The organism is Mesorhizobium sp. P2_A12 (assembly GCF_056405075.1).
In genome coordinates, this window is record NZ_JBFUCU010000003.1 from 236917 (window position 1) to 258283 (window position 21367).

The 21367-nt window shown below is 63.4% G+C and carries 23 protein-coding genes, 1 pseudogene and 1 riboswitch; of the genes and pseudogenes, 8 read left to right on the top strand and 16 right to left on the bottom strand.

Going from position 1 to position 21367, the window contains the following annotated elements; genetic code table 11:
* Nucleotides 1-46 precede the first annotated feature (46 nt).
* A complete protein-coding gene (locus tag AC1DZU_RS08695; RefSeq protein ID WP_477283672.1) occupies nt 47-448 on the top strand; it encodes a GFA family protein in 402 nt (133 codons plus the stop codon).
* A 29-nt stretch (nt 449-477) separates the two neighbouring features.
* Here AC1DZU_RS08695 and AC1DZU_RS08700 read toward each other — a convergent pair whose 3' ends face one another.
* The 6 genes from AC1DZU_RS08700 to AC1DZU_RS08725 form a co-directional block, all read right to left on the bottom strand.
* On the bottom strand, nt 478-771 hold the full coding sequence (locus AC1DZU_RS08700; RefSeq protein WP_477283674.1) for a hypothetical protein: 294 nt from the start codon (nt 769-771) through the stop codon (nt 478-480).
* Nucleotides 772-919: 148 nt separating this feature from the next.
* Nucleotides 920-2833, bottom strand: coding sequence for a 1-deoxy-D-xylulose-5-phosphate synthase (gene dxs, locus AC1DZU_RS08705; RefSeq protein ID WP_477283676.1), 1914 nt, complete (start codon nt 2831-2833; stop codon nt 920-922).
* A gap of 126 nt (nt 2834-2959) precedes the next feature.
* Nucleotides 2960-3880: a pirin family protein gene (locus tag AC1DZU_RS08710; RefSeq protein ID WP_477283678.1), complete on the bottom strand. Its 921-nt coding sequence runs from the start codon at nt 3878-3880 to the stop codon at nt 2960-2962.
* Nucleotides 3881-3917: 37 nt separating this feature from the next.
* On the bottom strand, nt 3918-4184 hold the full coding sequence (locus AC1DZU_RS08715; protein ID WP_095091923.1) for a DUF2277 domain-containing protein: 267 nt from the start codon (nt 4182-4184) through the stop codon (nt 3918-3920).
* A 112-nt stretch (nt 4185-4296) separates the two neighbouring features.
* Nucleotides 4297-4548, bottom strand: coding sequence for an exodeoxyribonuclease VII small subunit (locus tag AC1DZU_RS08720; protein WP_013532792.1), 252 nt, complete (start codon nt 4546-4548; stop codon nt 4297-4299).
* 3 nt (nt 4549-4551) lie between these two features.
* Nucleotides 4552-5478 (bottom strand): histone deacetylase family protein, encoded by a 927-nt coding sequence (locus tag AC1DZU_RS08725; RefSeq protein WP_477283680.1) that lies wholly within the window; start codon nt 5476-5478, stop codon nt 4552-4554.
* Nucleotides 5479-5599: 121 nt separating this feature from the next.
* A riboswitch (cobalamin riboswitch) is annotated at nt 5600-5779 on the top strand.
* 60 nt (nt 5780-5839) lie between these two features.
* Between AC1DZU_RS08725 and bluB the strand changes: the two are divergent.
* Nucleotides 5840-6457: pseudogene (gene bluB, locus AC1DZU_RS08730) on the top strand (5,6-dimethylbenzimidazole synthase); the annotation flags it as partial.
* A 116-nt stretch (nt 6458-6573) separates the two neighbouring features.
* Here the strand turns inward: bluB and AC1DZU_RS08735 are convergent.
* Nucleotides 6574-7557 carry a hypothetical protein gene (locus tag AC1DZU_RS08735; protein ID WP_477283682.1) on the bottom strand — a complete coding sequence of 328 codons (984 nt, stop codon included), beginning with the start codon at nt 7555-7557 and terminating at the stop codon, nt 6574-6576.
* A gap of 94 nt (nt 7558-7651) precedes the next feature.
* The gene (locus AC1DZU_RS08740; protein ID WP_477283685.1) at nt 7652-8260 is read right to left on the bottom strand and encodes a TetR/AcrR family transcriptional regulator; all 609 of its coding nucleotides are present in this window, start codon (nt 8258-8260) and stop codon (nt 7652-7654) included.
* Between the two features lie 121 nt (nt 8261-8381).
* On the opposite strand from AC1DZU_RS08740, the gene AC1DZU_RS08745 reads away from it, so the two are divergent.
* A complete protein-coding gene (locus AC1DZU_RS08745; protein WP_477283687.1) occupies nt 8382-9605 on the top strand; it encodes an MFS transporter in 1224 nt (407 codons plus the stop codon).
* Nucleotides 9606-9658: 53 nt separating this feature from the next.
* On the opposite strand, the gene ribB is transcribed toward AC1DZU_RS08745, so the two are convergent.
* Both ribB and aroC read right to left on the bottom strand, forming a co-directional pair.
* Nucleotides 9659-10759 carry a 3,4-dihydroxy-2-butanone-4-phosphate synthase gene (ribB, locus tag AC1DZU_RS08750; protein WP_095091919.1) on the bottom strand — a complete coding sequence of 367 codons (1101 nt, stop codon included), beginning with the start codon at nt 10757-10759 and terminating at the stop codon, nt 9659-9661.
* 101 nt (nt 10760-10860) lie between these two features.
* Entirely contained in the window at nt 10861-11970 is a 1110-nt protein-coding gene (aroC, locus tag AC1DZU_RS08755; protein ID WP_477283689.1) for a chorismate synthase, read from the bottom strand.
* Between the two features lie 273 nt (nt 11971-12243).
* On the opposite strand from aroC, the gene AC1DZU_RS08760 reads away from it, so the two are divergent.
* Together AC1DZU_RS08760 and AC1DZU_RS08765 are read left to right on the top strand one after the other, a co-directional pair.
* Nucleotides 12244-12498: a DUF1344 domain-containing protein gene (locus tag AC1DZU_RS08760; protein WP_095091917.1), complete on the top strand. Its 255-nt coding sequence runs from the start codon at nt 12244-12246 to the stop codon at nt 12496-12498.
* Nucleotides 12499-12601: 103 nt separating this feature from the next.
* Nucleotides 12602-13324, top strand: coding sequence for a carbonic anhydrase (locus AC1DZU_RS08765; protein ID WP_477283692.1), 723 nt, complete (start codon nt 12602-12604; stop codon nt 13322-13324).
* A gap of 68 nt (nt 13325-13392) precedes the next feature.
* Here AC1DZU_RS08765 and AC1DZU_RS08770 read toward each other — a convergent pair whose 3' ends face one another.
* From AC1DZU_RS08770 to AC1DZU_RS08785, 4 genes are all read right to left on the bottom strand, one after another.
* Nucleotides 13393-13989, bottom strand: a complete 597-nt coding sequence (locus tag AC1DZU_RS08770; RefSeq protein WP_477283694.1) for a histidine phosphatase family protein — start codon at nt 13987-13989, stop codon at nt 13393-13395.
* Nucleotides 13990-14034: 45 nt separating this feature from the next.
* Nucleotides 14035-14853, bottom strand: coding sequence for an enoyl-ACP reductase FabI (gene fabI / locus AC1DZU_RS08775; RefSeq protein WP_477283696.1), 819 nt, complete (start codon nt 14851-14853; stop codon nt 14035-14037).
* A 107-nt stretch (nt 14854-14960) separates the two neighbouring features.
* Nucleotides 14961-15890, bottom strand: a complete 930-nt coding sequence (locus AC1DZU_RS08780; protein ID WP_477283698.1) for a DnaJ C-terminal domain-containing protein — start codon at nt 15888-15890, stop codon at nt 14961-14963.
* A gap of 100 nt (nt 15891-15990) precedes the next feature.
* The gene (locus AC1DZU_RS08785) at nt 15991-16452 is read right to left on the bottom strand and encodes an RT0821/Lpp0805 family surface protein (protein WP_477283700.1); all 462 of its coding nucleotides are present in this window, start codon (nt 16450-16452) and stop codon (nt 15991-15993) included.
* 40 nt (nt 16453-16492) lie between these two features.
* Here AC1DZU_RS08785 and pdxH point away from each other — a divergent pair, with 40 nt between their 5' ends.
* Nucleotides 16493-17110, top strand: a complete 618-nt coding sequence (pdxH, locus tag AC1DZU_RS08790; RefSeq protein ID WP_477283702.1) for a pyridoxamine 5'-phosphate oxidase — start codon at nt 16493-16495, stop codon at nt 17108-17110.
* A 9-nt stretch (nt 17111-17119) separates the two neighbouring features.
* On the opposite strand, the gene AC1DZU_RS08795 is transcribed toward pdxH, so the two are convergent.
* Nucleotides 17120-17872 (bottom strand): crotonase/enoyl-CoA hydratase family protein, encoded by a 753-nt coding sequence (locus AC1DZU_RS08795; RefSeq protein WP_184871424.1) that lies wholly within the window; start codon nt 17870-17872, stop codon nt 17120-17122.
* Between the two features lie 19 nt (nt 17873-17891).
* Complete coding sequence (locus AC1DZU_RS08800) at nt 17892-19661, bottom strand: acyl-CoA dehydrogenase (protein ID WP_477283704.1); 1770 nt, start codon at nt 19659-19661, stop codon at nt 17892-17894.
* A gap of 218 nt (nt 19662-19879) precedes the next feature.
* Between AC1DZU_RS08800 and AC1DZU_RS08805 the strand changes: the two genes are divergently transcribed.
* Together AC1DZU_RS08805 and AC1DZU_RS08810 are read left to right on the top strand one after the other, a co-directional pair.
* Nucleotides 19880-20116: a hypothetical protein gene (locus AC1DZU_RS08805; RefSeq protein WP_477283706.1), complete on the top strand. Its 237-nt coding sequence runs from the start codon at nt 19880-19882 to the stop codon at nt 20114-20116.
* A gap of 132 nt (nt 20117-20248) precedes the next feature.
* Nucleotides 20249-21361: a glycoside hydrolase family 25 protein gene (locus AC1DZU_RS08810; protein WP_477284197.1), complete on the top strand. Its 1113-nt coding sequence runs from the start codon at nt 20249-20251 to the stop codon at nt 21359-21361.
* Nucleotides 21362-21367 lie beyond the last annotated feature (6 nt).

Sequence of the window (21367 nt, forward strand, 5' to 3'; positions counted from 1 at the left end):
ATGCTAAGCAGGAGCGCCGTTGCTGTCCGAATGCGAGGAAGGACAAATGCTGACAGGAACCTGCCACTGCGGTGCAAACCACTGGACATTGGAGGGCGATCCCGGGCCGGTCACCGCGTGCAGTTGCACGCTTTGCCGCCGCTATGGCGCGCTCTGGGCTTACGATTATGTCGACGAACGCATCCACGTCTCGGGGCCGATGAAGAGCTATACGCGCCCCGGAAAGGACACGCCTTCGCTTGAGATCCTGTTCTGTCCCACTTGCGCTTGCGTGCTCGCCTGGCGCGGCTTGGGCTCCAGCACCACTGGCCGCACTCGAATCGCCGTCAATGTAAGGCTTGCACCGCCGGAGGCCGTCGCCCATTTGCCGATCGACCATTTCGACGGTCTCGACACTTACGACGACCTGCCGCGCGATGGCCGCTGCGTGCGCGACATGTGGTTCTAAAGCGCGAGCGCCTTAAGTTTGAGCGTGCACTAAAAGATGGTTCGCGAAACCCGGCGATCGACGGCTGGAGACAAACCGTCATCCCGATTTCCCGAAGCTTGCTCACCCGGATGCTCGGTCGCAGCCGCAGGCGCCGGCACAGGGTCCGGCAGGACCACCAGCTGCGGCACCTGCTTGTAGGAAAAGCCGCCGCGGATGTCGCCCATCTTGCCGGCGATGATGCCCATGGCCGCCTTTTCAAGGCTGCGATCATAGCGCGTTTCGGCGGCGACCGGCGCGACGATGACCGCTGAAAGCGCCGCGCCGCACAGAAGCGTTCTCATTGTTTTTGTCTCCCTGCCTGATCACGATCTAGCAGGGCGCCGTTGAAAAACGGCCAAGAGACACGGTAAGCAAAGCGCCAAACGGCAGCGTTAACAATGTGTTAAGGAATCAAGCCGGCAAACTGATTCAAGCCCTTGAGATTTTGATTCAGGCGCGCTGGGCGCGGGCCGTATGGCCGAGGGCGACGAACACGGTGCGCACGATGCCGGCGGCATCCAGCCCGGCATCGGCATACATCTTTTCCGGCTTGGCGTGGTCGGTGAACGCGTCGGGCAGCACCAGTGGGCGTACCTTCAGGCCACTTTCCAGCAAGCCCTCATGGGCAAGGAACTGCAGCACATGGCTGGCGAAGCCGCCGACGGCGCCCTCTTCCACCGTTACCAGAACCTCGTGCGAGCGGGCCAGCCGGCGGATCAAATCCTCGTCGAGCGGCTTGGCGAAACGAGCATCGGCGACCGTGGTGGAGAGCCCGGCCGCGCCAAGCTCCTCGGCGGCGATCAGGCAATCCTGCAGCCGCGTGCCGAAGGACAGCAGTGCGACCTTGGTGCCTTCCCTGACGATGCGGCCCTTGCCGATTTCGAGCACCGCGCCGCGCTCCGGCATGTCGACGCCGACGCCATTGCCACGCGGATAGCGGAAGGCGATCGGGCCGTCATCATAGCTTGCCGCGGTGCGCACCATGTGGCGCAGTTCCGCCTCGTCCGCCGCCGCCATCACGACGAACCCAGGCAAGGTAGCCAGAAAAGTGGTGTCGAAGGCGCCGCAATGGGTGGCGCCGTCGGCGCCGACGAAGCCGGCGCGGTCGATGGGAAAGCGCACCGGCAGTTTCTGGATCGCGACGTCGTGGACGACCTGGTCGTAGGCGCGCTGCAGGAAGGTCGAATAGATCGCGGCGAACGGCTTGTAACCTTCGGTGGCGAGGCCGGCGGCGAAGGTCACCGCGTGCTGTTCGGCGATGCCGACATCGAAGGTCCGCGACGGAAATGCTTCACCGAACAGGTCAAGGCCGGTGCCGCTCGGCATGGCGGCGGTGACGGCGACGATGCGGTCGTCCTCGCGGCCTTCCCTAACCAGGGTTTCGGCGAACACCTTGGTGTAGGCCGGCGCGTTGGCCGGTGCCTTCGCCTGCGCACCGGTAATGACATCGAACTTGTTGACGCCGTGATACTTGTCGGCGGCGGCTTCTGCGGGCGCGTAGCCCTTGCCCTTCTGGGTGACGACATGGATCAGCACCGGGCCTTCGCCATTGTCGCGGACGTTCTTGAGGACCGGGATCAGATGCTCGAGATTGTGACCGTCGATCGGGCCGATGTGATAGAAGCCCAGTTCCTCGAACAGCGTGCCGCCGGTGACGTAGCCGCGTGCATGCTCGACCGCCCGGGTGATCGCACGGTCGGCGCGCTTGCCGAGATAAGAGGTCAGCTTCTTGCCGAAGTCGCGTAGGCCGACATAGGTTTTGCCCGAGGCCAGACGCGCCAGATAGGCGCTCATCGCACCGGTCGGCGGCGCAATCGACATGTCGTTGTCGTTGAGGATGACGATGAGCCGGGCATCGAGCGCGCCGGCATTGTTCATCGCCTCGTAGGCCATGCCGGCCGACATGGCGCCGTCACCGATAACGGCGATGACGTTGTTGCGGCCGCCGGAGAGATCGCGAGCGGCGGCCATGCCAAGGCCGGCCGATATCGATGTCGAGGAGTGGGCGGCGCCAAAGGGGTCGTACTCGCTCTCGGCACGGCGGGTGAAGCCGGACAGGCCCCCTTCCTGGCGCAAGGTGCGGATACGGTCGCGGCGGCCGGTGAGGATTTTGTGCGGATAAGCCTGATGGCCGACGTCCCAGATCAGCCGGTCATCCGGAGTGTTGAAGACATAGTGCAGCGCCACCGTCAGCTCGACCACGCCAAGGCCGGCGCCAAGATGGCCGCCAGTGTGGGACACCGCGTCGATCAGTTCGGCACGAAGCTCGGATGCCAGTTGCGGCAATTCGCTCTCGGCAAGCGTGCGCAGGTCGGCCGGGATGCGGACCTTGTCGAGAAGCGGCGTATGCGGCGTTGAGTTCACGGGTAGGCCTGCTCAGGCTTTCTGTTCATGGGCGGGATAGGCCGGCCGCCGGCGAAAGTAAATGCGTGTCAGTGACGCGGATCAGGCTTTAGGTCCCAAAACCCGGCCACTTTTGGGCGACATGCATCAGCTTTCCGGCAGCGGGATGAATTCTTCCTCATCGCCGGGAACGATATCGAAGCGGCCGGTCTTCCATTCTTCCTTGGCCTGCTCGATGCGCTCCTTGGAGGACGAGACGAAATTCCACCAGATGTAACGCTTCGAGCCGAGCGAGGCGCCGCCGAACAGCATGAAATGGGCGCCACCTTCCGACGATACGACGATCTCGTCGCCGGGCCGAAACACCAGCAGCCGCTCGGCTGGAAAAACATCGCCTGAAATCGAGACCTCGCCTTCGAGCGTGTAGATGGCGCGTTCCTCGGCATCGGCCGGGATTTTCAGGCTGGCGCCCGGCGCCAGCCCGAGGTCGGCATAAAGCGTCTCGGAATTAGCCCTCACCGGGGATCGCAGTCCCTGGAAGTCGCCGATGACGACCCGTCCGCTGACGCCTTCGGCATCGATCTCGGGGAGTCGCAAAGCAGCGGTGTTCTCGAAAACCGGTGCCACTTCCTCCTTGCCGTCCGGCAGTGCCAGCCATGTCTGCAGGCCGGAGACCGACATCGGCGCGCCTCGCAATTCCTCCGGCGTGCGCTCGGAATGGACGATGCCGCGGCCGGCGGTCATCAAATTCACGTCGCCGGGCTGGATGACCATTTCGGTGCCGAGTGAATCGCGATGCCTGATCTTGCCGTCGAACAGATAGGTCACCGTCGACAGCCCGATATGCGGATGCGGACGGACATCGAGCGCCTGGCCCGCGCGCAGGATCGCCGGGCCCATGCGGTCGAAGAAGATGAAAGGCCCGACGAGCCGTCTTTTGGCGGTCGGCAGAGCGCGGCGTACCTGGAAACCACCAATGTCCTTGGCGTTCGGGATGACCATCAGTTCGATCTGGTCGCTGGCAAAGGCGTCGCCGACTTCAGGGTCTTTCCCGGGGAAGAAGCTCATGGACTCTCCTTGTCAGCGGCCGTCGCTGGTTGTTGGATCAGGCAAAACGGATCGCCGATTTTGCCCGTGCCTTGGCGGCCACCTCTTCGCGATTGCGAGGATGCTGATGGGTTTCGAGGGAATCGAGAAGCTCACGCGCCGATGCCGCGATGGCTTCGACCGCATGATCGAAGGCGTGCTGGTTCTGCTTCGAAGGTCGCGTCGTTCCGCTCAATTTGCGAACAAACTGAAGTGCGGCGTCGCGCACCTCGTCATTGGTTGCCGGCGGATCAAAATTGAACAGGGTCTTGATGTTTCTGCACATCGTTTGCGAACCTCCTCTTGTCCTGAAGCCGTTTCAATCGGGACGGCTGCTATCCTCGACCATGATCATGTCCAAAAGCCAGTGAGGCAAGACCATCGTTCGGGAGCATGACTCAGTCGGCGTCGAGCGGCTCCGTTCCAACCGGCTTGCCGTCGCGCGACAGTCTGATCTTCTCGACCTTGTCCTCGGCGGCCTTCAGCAGCCGGTCGCAATGCGCCTTTAGCGCCTCGCCGCGCTCATAGATCCTGATCGACTGGTCGAGCGGCACGTCGCCACGTTCCAGATCATCGACGATCTTTTCCAATGCGTCGAGTGCCTGTTCGAAGCTCATCGCCTTGACGTCTTCGTTGGTCTCTCCAGCCATCATTCATCCTTTCATCAGTCGCCCGACATGGGCGGCGACCGAAAATGCCAGCCCCTGCAGATCGTAGCCACCCTCGAGCAGGCTGACGAGCCGGTTGCCGCTGTGGCGCGTGGCGCGCTGCATCAGTTGGCCGGTCGCCCAGTCGAAATCATCCTCGGTCAGGTTGATCTCTGCCAGCGGATCGCGATGGTGCGCGTCGAAACCGGCCGAAATGATAATCAGGTCGGGCGCGAAATTGTCGAGCGCCGGCAGGACACGCGACAGCAAGGCATCGCGGAAAACCTCGCTGCCGGTCTGCGGCGCCAGCGGCGCGTTGACGATGTTGCCGGCGCCGGTTTCGCTCTTCGCCCCGGTGCCGGGATAAAGCGGCATCTGGTGCGTCGAGCAATAAAGCACCGACGGATCGTCCCAGAAAATATCCTGCGTGCCGTTGCCGTGATGCACGTCCCAATCGACGACGGCAACGCGCTCGACGCCATGTTTCTTCTGCGCGTAGCGCGCCGCAATCGCCGCCGTGTTGAAGAGGCAGAAGCCCATGGCCGTGGTTTTTTCGGCGTGGTGGCCAGGCGGCCGGGCGGCGACGAAGACGTTGTCAGCGCGGCCGGCAAAGACATCGTCGACGGCGGCGTTGGCGGCGCCGATCGCGGTGATCGCCGCTTGCCAGCTCTTCGGACTGACTGACGTGTCGGCGTCGATGCGGGCGATGCCCTCGTCGGGAATGGCGGCGCGGACGCGGGCGACGAAATCGGCGGGGTGCGCGTAGAGAATGGTGGCCTCGTCGCCTTCGGGCGCCGTGATGCGGTCGAGCCCGACAAACGCCTCATCGTCGAGCACCCGCTCGATGGCGCGCAAGCGGTCCGGCCGCTCGGGGTGACCGGGCGGCGTGATGTGCTCAAGGAAGATCGGATGGGTGTAGAGACGAGTGGCCATCCTCCCTATCTAGTGCCCCGACGTCGCGATGGCCATGCGTCGTAGCCTGATGGCTGGGGAAAATCACACATGCGTCCATTGGTGTCGCTGCAGGCATTGGCGTCGTCAGCGCTTCGGCGTAAGGTCACTGCCACTGCCTGGTGCCCGCCGCAAGCGGGAGAATCGGGAACACGGTTGAACTCCGTGGCGTGCCCAACGCTGTAAGGGGGACCGCGCCGGTAAATGCCACTGTCGATGACGGGAAGGCACCGGACGCGGGTTGATCCCGAGCCAGAAGACCGGCCTGGCAGGCATCGTCATCCGCATGGTCAGGCGGACGGCATCTACTGCAATCGCAAGGGGACACGCGATGCCGGAACACATGACCGCCTCTGTTGGCGACGGATTTGACCAGAGTGCGCGCGACGCTGTCTATCGCGCCATGTTTACAAGGCGCGACGTGCGCAGCCATTTCCTGCCAACCGCGCTCGACGATGAGGTGCTGGCGCGGCTGCTGCTTGCCGCTCACCACGCCCCCTCGGTCGGCTTCATGCAGCCTTGGAATTTCATCGTCATTCGCGATGCGGAGCGACGGGAAAAAGTGCGTGACCTGTTCCTGGCGGCGCGAGAGCAGGAACTGCCGGCCATCGCGGAAGAGCGACAGGCGCTCTACCGCAAGCTCAAGCTCGAAGGCATCTGCGAAAGCGCGCTCAACATCTGCATCACCTGCGACCGGCAGCGCTCGAAGGGTTCGCCGCTGGGGCGCTGGCACAATCCGGAGATGGACCTCTACAGCACGGTTTGCGCGGTGCAGAATTTCTGGCTGGCGGCGCGCGCCGAAGGCGTCGGTGTCGGCTGGGTCAGCATCATCGAGGCCCAAGCGCTGAAACAGCTTCTGTCGATTCCCGAGCATGTGACGCCGGTCGCCTATCTCTGCGTCGGCCGTGTTTCCGAGTTCGCGCCAAAGCCGGACCTCGAAGCGCATGGCTGGGGCCGCCGGTTGCCGCTGCCGGAACTGATCATGAGCGAGACCTTTTGCGGGCAAGGTGAAGCGCTGCTCAAATCGACCCTGACGCGCCTCAGCGGGGTCGATGCCGCACCGGCAACCACTGCCGATCAGCGTGTCGCGCCGGCCGTGCCCCAGCGCGAACCGCCGAAAGAGGCCAGCGCCTTGTCCTTGAGTTCCCTGAACTTCGAAGACGCCTCGGCCAGCCGGGCGTCCCAGGCGGGATCGGGCACCTGGCCCTCGATGGTCCTGAAATAGACCTGCATCAGGCAGGCGATGGCGAAGGGCTCGATGAACGCCGCCTTGAAGGCCCAGGCGAAGACGATGGCGAGCACGAAGGCCCAGCCGGCAAGCTGCCCGGGCATGAGGAAAAGAATGGCGCCGGCCGGGGCCAGCATCAGCAGGAAGATAACGAACGAGACGCCCCACATGATGACCGCCAGCCAGACGGCGTTCTTGACCATGATCTTGCCGTTCTGGGCATAGAGCACGACGCCTTGCCGCGCCGTCTCGAACGGCGAGGCTGAATTGATACGGATGTTGTAGCCCAGGATGATCTCGTCGACATAGGTCAGCGACAGGCGGATCACCGTGTTGATGAAGCTGACCAGGCCGCTCAGGCCCGGGATCGGCAGGAAGGCGGCGATGCCGCCGAGCAACCCGGTAATGGCGCGGATGGCGCCCTTGACCAGCTGGTCGACGACGAAAAGGATGTTGGCCTCGGCAAAACGTTGGGTCACGATATCCTTGGCATAGGCGATCTGGTCCTGGCCGTCGGGAATGTCGCGGCCGTCGATCAGATGGACCATGACGGCTATATGGCCGGCCTTGACGACATAGAGGATGTATTCGCGGATCCAGTAGACAGCGATCGAGACGACGCCGAAGCCGACCACCCCGCCCCACAGGGCAAAGGACAGCGGCCCGTCGGGATCGGTGGAGATATGGCCAACGCCGTAGCCAACGGAGGCGCCCGTGCCGGTCGCCACGATATACGCCAGCGTGATGCCGAAATAGACGATCATGCGAAAGACAATGAACGGCCAGGTCCGCATCATGATGGACACCGACCTCCCGATATCAAAATCCCACATGCCCCGAATCTCCGCTCAGAGATGGGGCGAGAGGATGCGCTCAAACCGGCTCATGTCAATCGTGGGCAGTGGCCCCAGGCCGCCAATGGGGATTTCAGACCGGCTGCGAACCCTGCTTCTTGAGCAAGCCTTCGAGCAACTGCCTGAAGGCCGCCACCACCTTCTTCGACGTCGCTTCGGGGTCGTTCGAATTGGCGATCCGCTGCGCTGCCTGGCTGCTGGCGCCGTTGATCAGCCGTGCGGCGGTCTCGGGGTCGACGCTGGGAACGACCACGCCCTCCTCCTGCAGCCTGGTCAGATGATCGGTCATTGAACCGACACACGCATTGGCATTCGGCCATTGTGCCGGATCCCCCAGCACGGCCGGGCCATCCCGGAACATGATGCGCTGGATTTCCGGCTCCAACGCCATTTCGATATAGGTCGTGCATTCGTCGACGAAATGCTGCCAGCGAGTCGGTGCTCTCGACGCCACTTCGTTCACGCGCGTCGCCATCTCGCCGTCGATTTCGGCGATGACCGCCTGCAGCAAGCCCTTCTTGTCGCCGAAGTGATGATAGAGTGCGCCGCGCGTCAGACCGGCCGATGCGGTGAAATCATCCATCGAGGCCTGGGCATAGCCGATCGTGCCGAAGGCGTGGCGGGCGGCCGCGATCAGCTTGGCGCGAGTCTCGGCGATCATCTCCTTGCGAGGTTTGTGCATGGCTTCTGGACCTACTAACATACGCTTCGTATGCCAATTGACATACGCGGCGTATGATCTATCTAACAGTCATACGCATCGTATGTAATTGTCGAATCTTCCTTTGTCGAGGAACCGGACCATGCAAAATCCCTATTCGGAGATCTTTCGCGCCCCCGGCGCCAAGGGCTTTGCAGCCGCTGGCTTCATGGCGCGGCTGCCGATCGCGATGGCGCCAATCGGCATCGTGGCAATGCTGTCGCAGACGCGTGGCGAATACTGGCTGGCCGGCGCGGTCTCCGCGACATTCGCGCTGGCCAACGCTTTCGTGGCGCCCCAAATATCAAGGCTTGTCGATCGCCTTGGCCAGACGCGGATCGTCGTGCCCACTACGATCATCTCAGTGCTCGCTTTCGCCGTCCTGATTGCGGCGGCCAACCAGGACTGGCCGGTATGGACGCTGTTCGTGTCGGCGCTGCTGGCCGCGGCGATGCCGAGCATCCCGGCAATGGTGCGCGCGCGCTGGACCGAGATTTTCCGCGGGCGGACCGAGATGAACACCGCGTTCGCCTTCGAGTCGGCCGCGGACGAGCTGGTCTACATTGCCGGCGCATCGCTGTCGGTCGGGCTGAGTGCCGCCCTCTTCCCGGAAGCGGGAATGCTGGCGAGCACGCTGTTTCTCGCCTTCGGCTCGATGGCGTTCATCTTGCAGCGTTCGACCGAGCCGCAAGTGCGGCCGGTGGAGCATGGGTCGCGCGGCTCGGCAATCCGCCTGCGGCCGGTGCAGATCATCACCTTTGCCCTGATCTTCATCGGCGCGACCTTTGCGACGACGGAAGTGAGCACCGTGGCGATCACGAAGGAACTTGGCCAGCCAGGCGCCGCAAGCCTCGTCATCGGTGTCTACGCGCTGGGATCGTTCGTGCTCGGCATCATCGTCGGCGCGCTCAACCTGAAAGCACCATTGCAACGCCAGCTTGCCATCGCGATCGCCATCATCGCGCTCAGCACCTTGCTGCCGCTCACCGCCGACACGGTGCCGCTGCTGGCGTTGACCGTCTTCGTCAGCGGCGTGGCGATCTCGCCGACCTTCATCACGGCGTTCGGCCTGATCGAACGGCATGTGCCGGAGGCGATGCTGACCGAGGGCATCACCTGGGTGACTACAGGGATCGGCATCGGCATGGCGCTGGGCTCGTTCGCGGCCGGCTCGGTGGTTGATGCATTCGGCGCCCAGAACGGGTTCTGGGTGTCGGTTGCGGCCGGCACGATCGCACTGGTCACCGTGTTGCTTGGCCGGCGCAGCCTGGCCACGCCTGAATGCGACCTGGAAGGATGCGAAGCAGGCGTCGTTCCTGCTGAATGATCCCGAAGCGCCCGGTTTCGAACGGACCGGGCTCTATCCCCGGTGGTTGCCTGTCAGAGAATCTCGGTCTTGGCGATATGGATGCCAAAGCCCTCGAGACCGACATAGTGGCGTTCGCGCGAAGCGATCAGATTGATCGAGGAAATGCCGAGATCCTTGAGTATCTGCGCGCCGAGGCCGATTTCGCGCCATTCGTTCTCACGGCGGCGCGCCTCTTCGTGATCCTCGCGGTCGCCGCTCGCCGGCCGCTTGCGCTCCTGGTGGGCGACGCCGACCGAGCCCTCGCGCAGATAGACGATGACGCCTCGCCTGCGCTCGCCCATTGCCTTCATGATGCCGTCGAGCCGATGGCTGGTGCCGAACACATCGGTCACCACATCCTCGGAATGCAGGCGCACCGGCACCTCCTCACCGTCACGGATGTCGCCGAAGACAATGGCGACGTGATGCATGGGGTCCCAGGGCAGCGTGTAGGTGAAGACCTGCGCCTTGCCGCCGAGCGTGTCGATTTCCGAGCAAGCCACGCGTTCGACCAGCGTTTCCTTGCGCTGCCGGTAGGCAATGAGGTCGGCGACCGAAACCTGTTTGAGGCCATGCTCTTCGGCAAAGGCCGAAACCTGCGGGCCACGCTTGACGGTGCCGTCGTCATTGACCAGTTCCGAAATGACGCCGACCGGCGCCAGACCGGCGAGCTTGCACAGATCGACCGCGGCTTCGGTATGACCCGAACGCATCAGCACGCCGCCTTCGCGCGCGATCAGTGGGAAAATGTGGCCGGGGCGGACGAAATCCGAGCCCCCGACATTGCCGTTGGCGAGATTGCGCACGGTCAGCGTGCGGTCCTCGGCCGAAATGCCTGTTGTCGTGCCGTGCTTGAAATCGACGCTGACGGTGAAGGCGGTGGTGTGGGCGGAATCATTGTCGGCCACCATCGGCGCCAGGTTGAGCCGCTTGGCCTCCTCGCGCGGCATCGGCGTGCAGACGATGCCGGAGGTGTGACGGATGATGAACGCCATCTTTTCCGGCGTGCAATGGACGGCGGCGACGATCAGGTCACCCTCGTTCTCGCGTCCATCATCGTCCATGACGACGACGATCTCGCCGCGCTCGAAAGCGCGCAGGGCTTCGACGATTTTTTTCTGATCGTAAGGCATAGGCGCTCGTTTCACTCGCAGGGGAATAAGGGAGTAGGCCAGTACGGGAGTAGGGAAAAGGAAAAAATGGCTGTCTCGGGCGGGTAGCGTAACATATTCCCCTATTCCCCTACCCCCTTACCTGTCTGTCCCCGATGACGCAGATAATGATCGGCAATGGCGCAGGCAACCATCGCCTCGCCAATCGGCACGGCGCGGATGCCGACGCAGGGATCGTGACGGCCCTTGGTCATGATCTCGACGTCGTTGCCGTCCTTGTCGATCGACTTTCGCGGCGTCAGGATCGACGAGGTCGGCTTGACGGCGAAACGGGCGATGATCGCCTGGCCGGTCGAGATGCCGCCGAGGATGCCGCCGGCGTTGTTTGACAGGAACACCGGCTTGCCGTCATTGCCCATGCGCATCTCGTCGGCATTCTGCTCGCCGGTAATGCGGGCGGCCTCGAAACCGTTGCCGATCTCGACGCCCTTGACCGCGTTGATCGACATCAGGCCGGAGGCAATGTCTTGATCAAGCTTGGCGTAGATCGGCGCGCCGAGGCCGGCGGGAACGCCGTCGGCAACGATCTCGATCACCGCGCCGACCGAGGATCCCGCCTTGCGGATGCCGTCGAGATACTGGGTAAAGGCGGGAACGGAAGCCGGATCTGGGGTGAAGAACGGATTTTCCGCGTCGCCGATGAAATTCCAGTTCCAATTGGCGCGGTCGATGGACTTTTCGCCCATCGACACCAGCGCGCCGCGCACCACCATGCCGGGCACCACCTTGCGGGCGAGTGCCCCGGCCGCGACGCGTGCCGCCGTCTCGCGAGCCGAGGAGCGGCCGCCGCCGCGATAATCGCGCAGTCCATATTTGACGTCATAGGTGTAGTCGGCATGGCCCGGCCGGTATTGGCGGGCGATCTCGCCATAGTCCTTCGAGCGCTGGTCGACGTTCTCGATCAGCATCGAGACCGGCGTGCCGGTGGTGATCATCGTCTCGCCGTCCTCGTCGAGTATGAAGCCCGACAGCACTTTCACTTCGTCGGGTTCGCGGCGCTGGGTGACGAAACGTGATTGCCCCGGCCGGCGCTTGTCGAGTTCGGCCTGGATGTCTCTCAGAGTGAAGTGGATGCCGGGCGGACAGCCGTCGACCACACAGCCGAGTGCGGCGCCGTGGCTTTCGCCCCAGGTGGTTACGCGGAAAAGGTGGCCGAACGTGTTGTGAGACATGAAATGACCCTGCCCGGCATCGGAGCCAGCTTAGCACATGACCCGAAAAACGAAGCCGTTCTCGCAAGGGATCATACGCAAATCAAAAAGTGCCACAGCGTCCTCCGCGCACCCAGGAGGACGCTCGGCGCCGTGGCCTGCCTTCTATTGGCGTTTTTCACAGTGGTCAAACTGTGATCTGGCGGATTTAGTTTTGACACATTCGGTTGGTTTCTGCTCTCTTCCATTCGTCTGCCGCCGCCCATGCCGGTGCAATGATAACGAGGAACGATTATGCGTACCCTGATTGGCGCCGTAGCCGCTACGCTGCTGCTTTCCACCGCCGCTTTCGCCGGCCAGACCGAAGGCCTGATCAAGAAGATCGACAAGGACACGGCGACGCTGACGCTGGATGACGGCAAGTCCTACAAGCTGAATGCCGAGACAGACCTCGACTCGCTGAAGCCCGGCATGGATGTCGTCATCGCTTACGATGAGACCAACGGCGAAAACATCGTCACCGACATGCAATTGCCCGACACCGAATAAGAGCTTTCCGGCCCCGCACGCGCTTGCCATCGCCGTCCGTTGGTAGCAATCTCAGCGCGCAGATCCAGCCATCAACTGGAAGATCCGAGGCGGGGGCCGAACAATGTGCAGCGACTGCGAGGGCAAAGGGGTCGACCGGAGGGATTTCCTCAAGGTCGGCGCGGCGGGGCTCGTCGCGATCGGTCTTGGTGGAGCTTCGTGGTCCGCGCGTGCGGCAGATAGTGCTGCGCCGGCATTGTCCCCTGATGCAGCGCTCGCCGCGCTGAAATCCGGCAACGAGCGCTATGTCAGCCACCCGGAACTGTGCTCGATCGACCTTGCCGCGCAGCGGAAGGCTGTCGCCGGGCATCAGGCGCCTTGGGCTACCATCATCAGTTGCGCCGACAGTCGCGTTCCGCCCGAGTTGATCTTCGGCGGCCAAGGCGTTGGAGAGCTATTCGTCGCCCGGAATGCCGGCAACCTCGCCGACACTGCGACGCTCGGCACGGTCGAATGCGGCGCGGCGGTGCTCGGCTCGCCATTGATCGTCGTCCTCGCGCACACAAGCTGCGGTGCCGTCAAGGCGGCTTGCGACGTGGTCACCAAGAACGCGACCTATCCGGGCGCGATCGGCCCGATGATCGAACCGATCCTGCCTGCGGCGATCGCGGCGCGGAGCGAGGCAGGCGATTTCGTCGACAACACCGCCAAGGAGAGCGCGCGCAGGACTGTGCGGCGCCTGGCTGCTTCAAGCAAGCTCCTGGCCGATCTCACCGGGGCCGGGAAGCTGAAGATCGTCGCGGCAATCTATGATCTTGAAACGGGTGTGGTGACCTACATCGAATGACAGGTTCATCGGAACCACCGGGGCAAGAGTTGGGTGCCTTCAAAACCCTAGTATGAACAAGCGCTAGACTAGGACCGCGACAGCCACTCCAGGCGGTCACCCTGCAGCCTGAGCACACGGTCCTGTGGTATCTCCAAGTTGGCTGCCTCGTCCTCCGCCACCCCAAGCACGAAGCGAAACAGAGCCCGCATGACCCCGCCATGCGTCACGCAGATCGTCTGGCGTTGAATCGCCTCGAACCAGGGTTTCACCCGTTCTAGCAGCATCTGGTAACTCTCCGCGCCCTCGCCGGGCGGCTGAAAGTTCCATTTGTCCAGCGCGCGTGTCCGGCGCGCGCCTGGGTACCGCGTCTTGAGCTCGGCATAGGTAAAACCCTGCCAATCGCCGAAATTGACTTCGACCAGGCGAGGATCGGTTCGATAGGCATCCGGATCTAGCTTCATCGCGGCGCGGATGCGCTGCATCGTTTCGCGCGTGCGCTTCATTGGGCTGGCGACGAAATCGAAATCCGCTGGATTTCGCACCAACTCGGCCAGCCGATGACCGTTTCCGGTCGCCTGCTCGCGGCCAAGCGCATTGAGTTCGGTGTCGGCCTGCCCCTGAAGCCGGGATTCGGCGTTCCACGCGGTCTGGCCGTGGCGCACGATATAAACCAGCGGGTACATCAGGTCTTCCGGTAGGGGGTCGGGACGGACGACGGTTGTGGGATGCTAATCCTTGACCGTCGAAATATCCGGCGCGTCGACCGCCTTCATGCCGACGACGTGGTAGCCTGAATCGACGTGATGCACTTCGCCGGTGACGCCGCGCGACAGATCGGACAGGAAATAGACACCGGAATCACCGACTTCCTCCTGCGTCACTGTCTGCTTCAGCGGCGAATTGTATTCGTTCCACTTCAGGATGTAGCGGAAGTCGCCGATGCCTGATGCGGCAAGCGTCTTGATCGGGCCCGCGGAAATGGCGTTGACGCGTATCTTCTTGGCGCCGAGGTCGACCGCGAGATAACGCACGCTGGCCTCGAGCGCCGCCTTGGCGACACCCATGACGTTGTAGTGCGGCATGACCTTTTCGGCGCCGTAATAGGTCAGCGTCAGCAGCGAGCCACCATTGGTCATCAGCGCCTCGGCGCGCTTGGCGATGGTGGTGAAGGAATAGACCGAAATGTCCATGGTGCGCAGGAAATTGTCGCGCGTCGTCTCGACGTAACGGCCGGTCAGCTCGTCCTTGTCGGAAAAAGCGATGGCGTGGACGAGAAAATCAAGCTTGCCCCAGTGCCTGGCGACATTGGCGAAAACGTCGTCCAGGCTTGCCGGATCGGTGACGTCGCAATGGCCGGCGACAAAGGCGCCGAGTTCGGCCGCCAGCGGCTCGACACGCTTCTTGAACGCCTCGCCCTGGTAGGTGAGCGCGATCTCGGCGCCATGGTCGACACAGGCCTTGGCGATGCCATAGGCGATCGATCTGTTGTTGGCGACGCCAAGAATAAGGCCGCGCTTGCCGGCCATAAGGCCCTGTCCACCCGCCATGTCAGCGCTCTCCGCAAGATTTTCAGCTTTGTGGAGTGCCCTATCGCACAGGCACACTGCCCCTTCAAGCGTTCAAACCGGACAGTTCGGGGGACAAAAGCCGCCAATCAGCCTTTTTGGCTGCGCAGCAGCGCTTCGAGCGCGCTATCGCCGCCTTCCGGCAGCATGATCCGCACATGGGCATAGAGATCGCCATGGCCACCGGCTTTCTCCGGCAGACCCCTGCCCTTCAGCCGCAGCACCTTGTCCGAGCTCGACCAGGCGGGAACGTTGACGGCGAGCTTGCCGGTCGGCGTCTCGACGGGCACCTTGGCGCCGAGCACCGCATCCGCCAGCGTCACCGGCAGATCGGCATGCAGGTCGCGGCCCTCGATGCGGTAGCGCGGATGCCGGCGCAGATGGATCTTGACCAGCGCATCGCCCGGCAGGCCCGGCCCTTGCTCGCCTTGCCCCTTTAGCCGGATGGTCTGGCCGTCCTCGACATAGGTTGGCAGCTTGACCGCCACCTTGCGGCCGTCGGGGAACATCGCCGTCACCTTTTCGGCGGTTGCCGCTTCCTCGATGGTGACGTCGAGCGTCACGTTCAGGTCGGCGGCGGTCGCCGGCTGGCGGCGGTCGCCCGCGCCGGGGCCGCGCGCGCCCGAAAACGCGCCGCCGAAAATCTGGCTGAAGATATCGCTGTTGCCATCGAACGGATCACCGCCCGGACGGCCGGAGCGGAATTCGAAGCGCGAGCCGCCGGGCCCCTGCTGCCGGCGAAACCCGCCGAAGGGATCACCGCCACCGCCGGCGCCTTCAAAACCCTGGAAACGCGGCTTGCCCTCGGCGTCGATCTCGCCGCGATCGAACGCGGCCCGATTCTTTTCGTCGCCGACGATCTCGTAGGCCTGGTTGGCCTGGGCAAAACGGTCCTTCGCCTTGGGATCATTCGGATTCTGGTCCGGATGATGCTTCTTGGCGAGTTTCCGGTACGCCGATTTTATATCCTTGGCCGATGCGTTCTTGGCAACGCCCAGCACCTCATAGGGGTCGCGCATGCTTACTGCCCTGGAAAAGGAGTGAGTCTCTGGTTGCCCCCTATATGCGCCCGCATAGGAAGAAATTCCAGTGGCCGAGCACCATATCAAAAACGGAAAATCAGAGCGCCTTGAAGTCCTGCATGTGCCATCCGCCGGCGCTGGCCAGGCAGAGTTCGCCTTCGAACATGGCAACGCCATCAAAGCTTTCGCGCGAGGCCCTGAAGCGGCGGCACGTCTGGCCCTTGTCCTTCAATTCCGCCAGTTCGGTGATGGAGCCGCGTGACCCGGTGCCGGCATTTGCCCACGGCACGGCCTGCCCGCCGAGTTGCTCGATATCGGCCGAGGACACCGCATTGCCGATCGTCGTCTGGTCGGAGTCACGATCCGAACTGACCGGCGCGGATGGGGCGGACGTGCTGCTGGTCAGGATCGAGCGGTCGACTTCGGCCTTTTCCAGGCTGAAGCCACCCGCGCCGCAGGCGGCAAGCGGCAGGGCGATCATCACGATCGCTGCTTTGGCGCTGGCTGAAGCAATTAGGCCGCCTTGCCTGCTGTCAAAAGCTTGCGCGATACGCGACAATCTGCAACCTCCCCCGCCTCGTAACGATTTGAGAAAAACTATGAGTGACACAGAGTTAACAAGCGGTGACTTTACCGAGGCGGCGGAGCCGTTTCGCCTCTTTGCCGCATGGCTGGAGGACGCCACCAAGAGCGAAATGAACGACCCAAACGGCGTGGCGCTGGCGACCGTCGATGCCGACGGCATGCCGGATGTGCGAATGGTTCTGCTCAAGGGGTTCGATGAAGGCGGGTTTGTGTTCTACACGAATTTCGAGAGCGCCAAGGGCCAGGAGATTCTTGGCAGCATGAAGGCGGCGATGTGCTTCCATTGGAAATCGCTGCGCCGCCAGGTGCGCATTCGTGGCCCGGTGGAGATCGTCAGCGACGCTGAAGCCGACGCCTACTACGCGACGCGACCGCGTGGCAGCCGTATCGGCGCCTGGGCCTCGAAACAGTCGCGGCCACTGGAAAGCCGCTTTGCGCTGGAAAAGGCGGTAGCAGAATACACAGCGCGCTATCCGATCGGCGAAATCCCGCGGCCAAAGCATTGGTCGGGCTTCCGCATCGTGCCCACGACCATCGAGTTCTGGCATGACCGGCCGTTCCGGCTGCATGACCGGGTCGCCTTTTCCCGAGACGCCAATGGCGGCTGGAGAAAGACGCGGCTTTATCCCTAAAAGGGAGGTTCAGGCCTTCTTCCTGGTCATGAACGCCGTGAGCGCGGCGCGCGCCTCGTCTGATTTCAGCCGCTCGCGAAAATGTTCGCTTTCCTCGCCTATGCGGGCGACGAGGTCGTCGCGCGAGCCGCGCATCAGGTCGCGCGCGATCTGCAAGGCTTGCGGTGGCTTGGCGGCGATCTGGCCGGCCGCCGCCAGCACCGAGGCCTCAAGCGCGTCTTCCTCGACCACATCGTAGATCAGGCCGGCGGCTTTCGCCCGTTCGGCCGAAAAACCCTCGCCGAGGCCGAGCAGTGCGAAAGCACCCTGCTGCCCCAGGATCCGCGGCGCCAACAGGCTGGAGCCGGCCTCGGGCACCAAGCCCAGATCGACAAAAGGCGTCCTGAACACGGTGCGCGGCGTAGCGAAGGTCAGGTCGCAATGCAGGTTGAGCGTCGTGCCGATGCCGACCGCGATGCCGTCGACGCCGGAGACAATGGGTTTCCCGACCCTGGCCAGCGCCATCAGGAAGTCCCAGACCTCGGTGCCACCGTCGCCGCCGGTGGCGACGACCATGAAATCGGCAAGGTCGTTGCCGGAGGAGAAGGCGCCAGGCACGCCCAGGAAGACATGGACGCGGATCGCCGGGTCGGCATCACCTTCGGCCAGAGCAGCCGACATTTTGGCATACATGGCGCGCGTCAAGGCGTTCTTCTTGTCGGGGCGGTTCATGCGGATGATCTGGATGGCGCCCTGGCGCTCGACGAGGATATGGTCTGTCACGGGTTTTTCCTAGTGAACGTCAGGCAGAGATGAGCGCCTTGCCGGCAATGGCGAGGCTTTCGGCGCCATCGACAACGCCGTCCTTCAAGGCACGGACCTCGCCAAGCAGGTTTTCGGCGAAGAAGCGGCAAAGCGCGATACGGCCCTGATCGGCAAGTGCGCCCTGCGCCAGATAGGCACCGCCGGCGGCCAGCGAGATCAGCCTGAGATAGGGGGTAGCACCCGCCAGCGCCTCGTCCGACCGGCCATCGGCGGACAGTTTTTGCAGGAAGCGGGTCGCTTCGCTGAGCTCGCCGAGCGCCTTGTCGAGAGCGTCGGCGGTGCGGCCGAAACCTTCGAGATTCGATGTCCGCACGGCATTGGCGACCGCCGCCAGTTCGCCGATAAAGCCATGCACGTGTTCGCCGCCGCCGAGCGGCAGCTTGCGCATGACCAGATCGATCGCCTGGATGCCGTTGGTGCCCTCATAAATCGGTGCGATGCGCGCATCGCGGTAGAGTGCTGCTGCTCCGGTCTCCTCGATGAAGCCCATGCCGCCATGCACCTGGAGGCCGAGCGAGGCGACCTCGACGCCGATATCGGTCGAGAAAGCCTTGGCCAGCGGCGTCAGCAGATTGGCGCGGTCGCGCCAATGCGCCGCCTCATCACCGGCCGATACGCGGGCCAGGTCGATGGCGTGAGCGCAGCAGTAGCTGATGGCGCGGGCTGTCTGCGTCAGCGCTTTCATGGTCAGCAGACTGCGCTGCACGTCGGGATGATGGACGATCGGCGCCATGCCAGCACCGGCGTAGCTTGCCGCCTTGCCTTGCCGGCGCTCATTGGCATAGGCGATCGCCTTCTGCGTGGCGGCTTCCGCGACCGCGACACCCTGCATGCCGACGCAAAGGCGGGCGTTGTTCATCATGGTGAACATGCAGGCGAGGCCCTTGTTCTCCTCGCCGATCAGCCAGCCGATAGCGCCCGGCGCAGCGCCCCCGAAGCCATCGCCATAGATCATGGTGCAGGTCGGCGATGCGTGGATGCCGAGTTTGTGCTCCAGGCCGGAGCAGAAGACGTCGTTGCGCGCGCCGAGCGAGCCGTCGTCGCCAACCAGGAATTTCGGAACCAGGAACAGCGATATGCCGCGCGTGCCGGCCGGCGCATCGGGTAGCCGCGCCAGAACCAGATGGATGATGTTGTCGGTAAAGTCGTGCTCGCCATAGGTGATGAAGATCTTCTGGCCGAAGATGCGGTAGCTGCCATCGCCCACCGGCTCGGCGCGGGCGCGCAGAGCATTGAGATCCGAGCCGGCCTGCGGCTCGGTCAGGTTCATCGTGCCCATCCATTCGCCGGAGACGAGCTTTTCGAGATATTTCGACTTGAGCTCTTGCGAGGCGTGCTTGTCGAGCGCCTCGACCGCGCCCATGGTCAGCGTCGGGCCGATGCCGAAGGCCATGGCGGCGGAGTTCCACATTTCGAGCGCGGCGACACCAAGCATGGTCGGCAACGCCTGGCCGCCATACTCCTCGGGCCCGGACAAGGCATTCCAGCCGCCGTCGATCCAGCGGCGATAGAGTTCCTTCCAGCCGCGCGGCGTGGTGACGGTTGCGTCCTTCAGCACCGCACCTTGCTCATCGCCGATCTTGTAGAGTGGCGCGACTTCGTCGGTGGCGAAGCGGCCGGCCTCGCCAAGAACGGCATCGACCAGATCCTCGCCGAGATCGCCGAACATGCCGGCATCAAGGGCGGACTTGAGACCAGCCACGTGCTTGAGCGTGAAAGCGATATCCTCGACCGGTGCCCGATACATGCTGCTCCCTCCCCCTGATCCATCGGCCCGCCGATCCTAGGACCGGCACCGCCGCAAAACCATCCGCCTTTGGGCAGTGGCCTCCCATCTTCTTTTTACGTAAACGTCAAACTTTGTCACGTGGATTTTGCAATCGCGCCGACACGTATTAAATTCAGTCGACGCCGGATCAAGTCGACCGGCGACAGACCAGGACCAAACGGGACCGGAACCGCCCCATGCTTGCCAGACCCGACGCCTATCGCTGCATCGAATGCGGCCTGCCCTATCGCGCGGCAGGGTTTTCGTACCATCAGGGCAGACTGGAAAACGGCGCCGCCTACTGGTCGGACCGCGGCATACTATGCTCGCCGCAATGCTCCCTCGCCCACCACCGCAAACGCGCCGCCGAGGGCACGCTGCCGCAAGAGCCAGCGCTAGACCCGTTCGAATTTCGGCCGGTCATCAGACGATAGCTTTGTCGGCGCCTATCAGCGGAAGCACTTCCTTAACCATGACGGTCCAGGATTTGTCTTTGGTTAACGGGGATTCCCTGTTTGAAAACGCCGGCGCATCTTCTACGCCGCTCAGCGATCGCTCTCGCGGCGATGATGGCGCTGATATCAGCGGCAAAAGCCTCGGATTTTTCCGAGCCGTGGAAGAACGCTGACCGTGCCCTGGTCGTCGACGCCTACGAATACAATTCCATTGACTGGGCCCAACTTGCCACCGACAAGCGGATCGTCGGCTTCATCAACAAGGCATCCGACGGCATGCCGCCACCCTACTTCTGTTTCGGCGACGACACCGAGGTGAAGCTCTGCAAGGCGCTGTGGAAACGCCACGCGGTGACGCGCGAACTGTTCCAGACCCGCAAGGTGGTCGCCAAGGCGCTCGGCCTGAAATGGGGTGCCTATCACCTCGCCCGCCCCGGCAATCCGGTCGAACAGGCCAATAATTTCCTCGATTTCGCCGAACCCTCGCCTGACGATCTGCTGGCTCTCGACATCGAGGGCAATGATCCTTCGCAGTGGATGTCGCTCGAAGATGCCGAGGAGTTCGTGCGCCAGGTGCATCGGCGCATCGGCCGCTTCCCTGTGCTCTACTCCAATGGCAAGACGGCCCAGTACATTGCCGACAACAGCTACAGATACCGGCTGCTGTCGCGGCTGCCGCTCTGGTATGCCCGCTACAAGTCCGACATCGACGTGCATTTTCCGATGGGCAACTGGCAAGGCTACTCGCTGTGGCAGTTCTCGGCGCAAGCCAATTGCCGCCGGCTCCGCTGCCCTTACAGGGTCGCCGGCACGCCCAAGGACATCGACGTCAATGTCGCGCCTACGGACGCGGCCACACTGCGCGCGCAATGGCCTTTCGGTGGTCTCATCGACGTGCCGCCTGACTATCTCGCATCGATACCGTTGCCGGTGTCACGCGAAGCCGGCCTCGCCGGCAATGTCACGATCACCTACGCCTCGGTGGCGGCGCCGCCGACCTTCGAGGATATGGTCGCGGCGCTGGGCACGCGCTGGACGAAGTTCCGCGACGGCTTCCGCATGCCTGTCGTAAAGACGGTGCCGCGGCGGCCGACGTTCGGCATTGTCCAATATGTTGCCTGGAAGCGGACCGAACAGCGTTCGCCCGACCAGCTCGACGCCGCGTTTGCCGCCGCCGATCCGCTCAGCACCGCTTCCACCGAGATCGATCGCGGTTTGCGATAAAACCCT

Coding starts and splice junctions, on each gene's coding strand:
- AC1DZU_RS08695 (WP_477283672.1), top strand. CDS start 47: ATGCTGACAGGAACCTGCCACTGCGGTGCAAACCACTGGACATTGGAG.
- AC1DZU_RS08700 (WP_477283674.1), bottom strand. CDS start 771: ATGAGAACGCTTCTGTGCGGCGCGGCGCTTTCAGCGGTCATCGTCGCG.
- AC1DZU_RS08710 (WP_477283678.1), bottom strand. CDS start 3,880: ATGAGCTTCTTCCCCGGGAAAGACCCTGAAGTCGGCGACGCCTTTGCC.
- AC1DZU_RS08715 (WP_095091923.1), bottom strand. CDS start 4,184: ATGTGCAGAAACATCAAGACCCTGTTCAATTTTGATCCGCCGGCAACC.
- AC1DZU_RS08720 (WP_013532792.1), bottom strand. CDS start 4,548: ATGGCTGGAGAGACCAACGAAGACGTCAAGGCGATGAGCTTCGAACAG.
- AC1DZU_RS08725 (WP_477283680.1), bottom strand. CDS start 5,478: ATGGCCACTCGTCTCTACACCCATCCGATCTTCCTTGAGCACATCACG.
- AC1DZU_RS08735 (WP_477283682.1), bottom strand. CDS start 7,557: ATGTGGGATTTTGATATCGGGAGGTCGGTGTCCATCATGATGCGGACC.
- AC1DZU_RS08740 (WP_477283685.1), bottom strand. CDS start 8,260: ATGCACAAACCTCGCAAGGAGATGATCGCCGAGACTCGCGCCAAGCTG.
- AC1DZU_RS08745 (WP_477283687.1), top strand. CDS start 8,382: ATGCAAAATCCCTATTCGGAGATCTTTCGCGCCCCCGGCGCCAAGGGC.
- ribB (WP_095091919.1), bottom strand. CDS start 10,759: ATGCCTTACGATCAGAAAAAAATCGTCGAAGCCCTGCGCGCTTTCGAG.
- aroC (WP_477283689.1), bottom strand. CDS start 11,970: ATGTCTCACAACACGTTCGGCCACCTTTTCCGCGTAACCACCTGGGGC.
- AC1DZU_RS08760 (WP_095091917.1), top strand. CDS start 12,244: ATGCGTACCCTGATTGGCGCCGTAGCCGCTACGCTGCTGCTTTCCACC.
- AC1DZU_RS08765 (WP_477283692.1), top strand. CDS start 12,602: ATGTGCAGCGACTGCGAGGGCAAAGGGGTCGACCGGAGGGATTTCCTC.
- AC1DZU_RS08770 (WP_477283694.1), bottom strand. CDS start 13,989: ATGTACCCGCTGGTTTATATCGTGCGCCACGGCCAGACCGCGTGGAAC.
- fabI (WP_477283696.1), bottom strand. CDS start 14,853: ATGGCGGGTGGACAGGGCCTTATGGCCGGCAAGCGCGGCCTTATTCTT.
- AC1DZU_RS08780 (WP_477283698.1), bottom strand. CDS start 15,890: ATGCGCGACCCCTATGAGGTGCTGGGCGTTGCCAAGAACGCATCGGCC.
- pdxH (WP_477283702.1), top strand. CDS start 16,493: ATGAGTGACACAGAGTTAACAAGCGGTGACTTTACCGAGGCGGCGGAG.
- AC1DZU_RS08800 (WP_477283704.1), bottom strand. CDS start 19,661: ATGTATCGGGCACCGGTCGAGGATATCGCTTTCACGCTCAAGCACGTG.
- AC1DZU_RS08805 (WP_477283706.1), top strand. CDS start 19,880: ATGCTTGCCAGACCCGACGCCTATCGCTGCATCGAATGCGGCCTGCCC.
- AC1DZU_RS08810 (WP_477284197.1), top strand. CDS start 20,249: ATGATGGCGCTGATATCAGCGGCAAAAGCCTCGGATTTTTCCGAGCCG.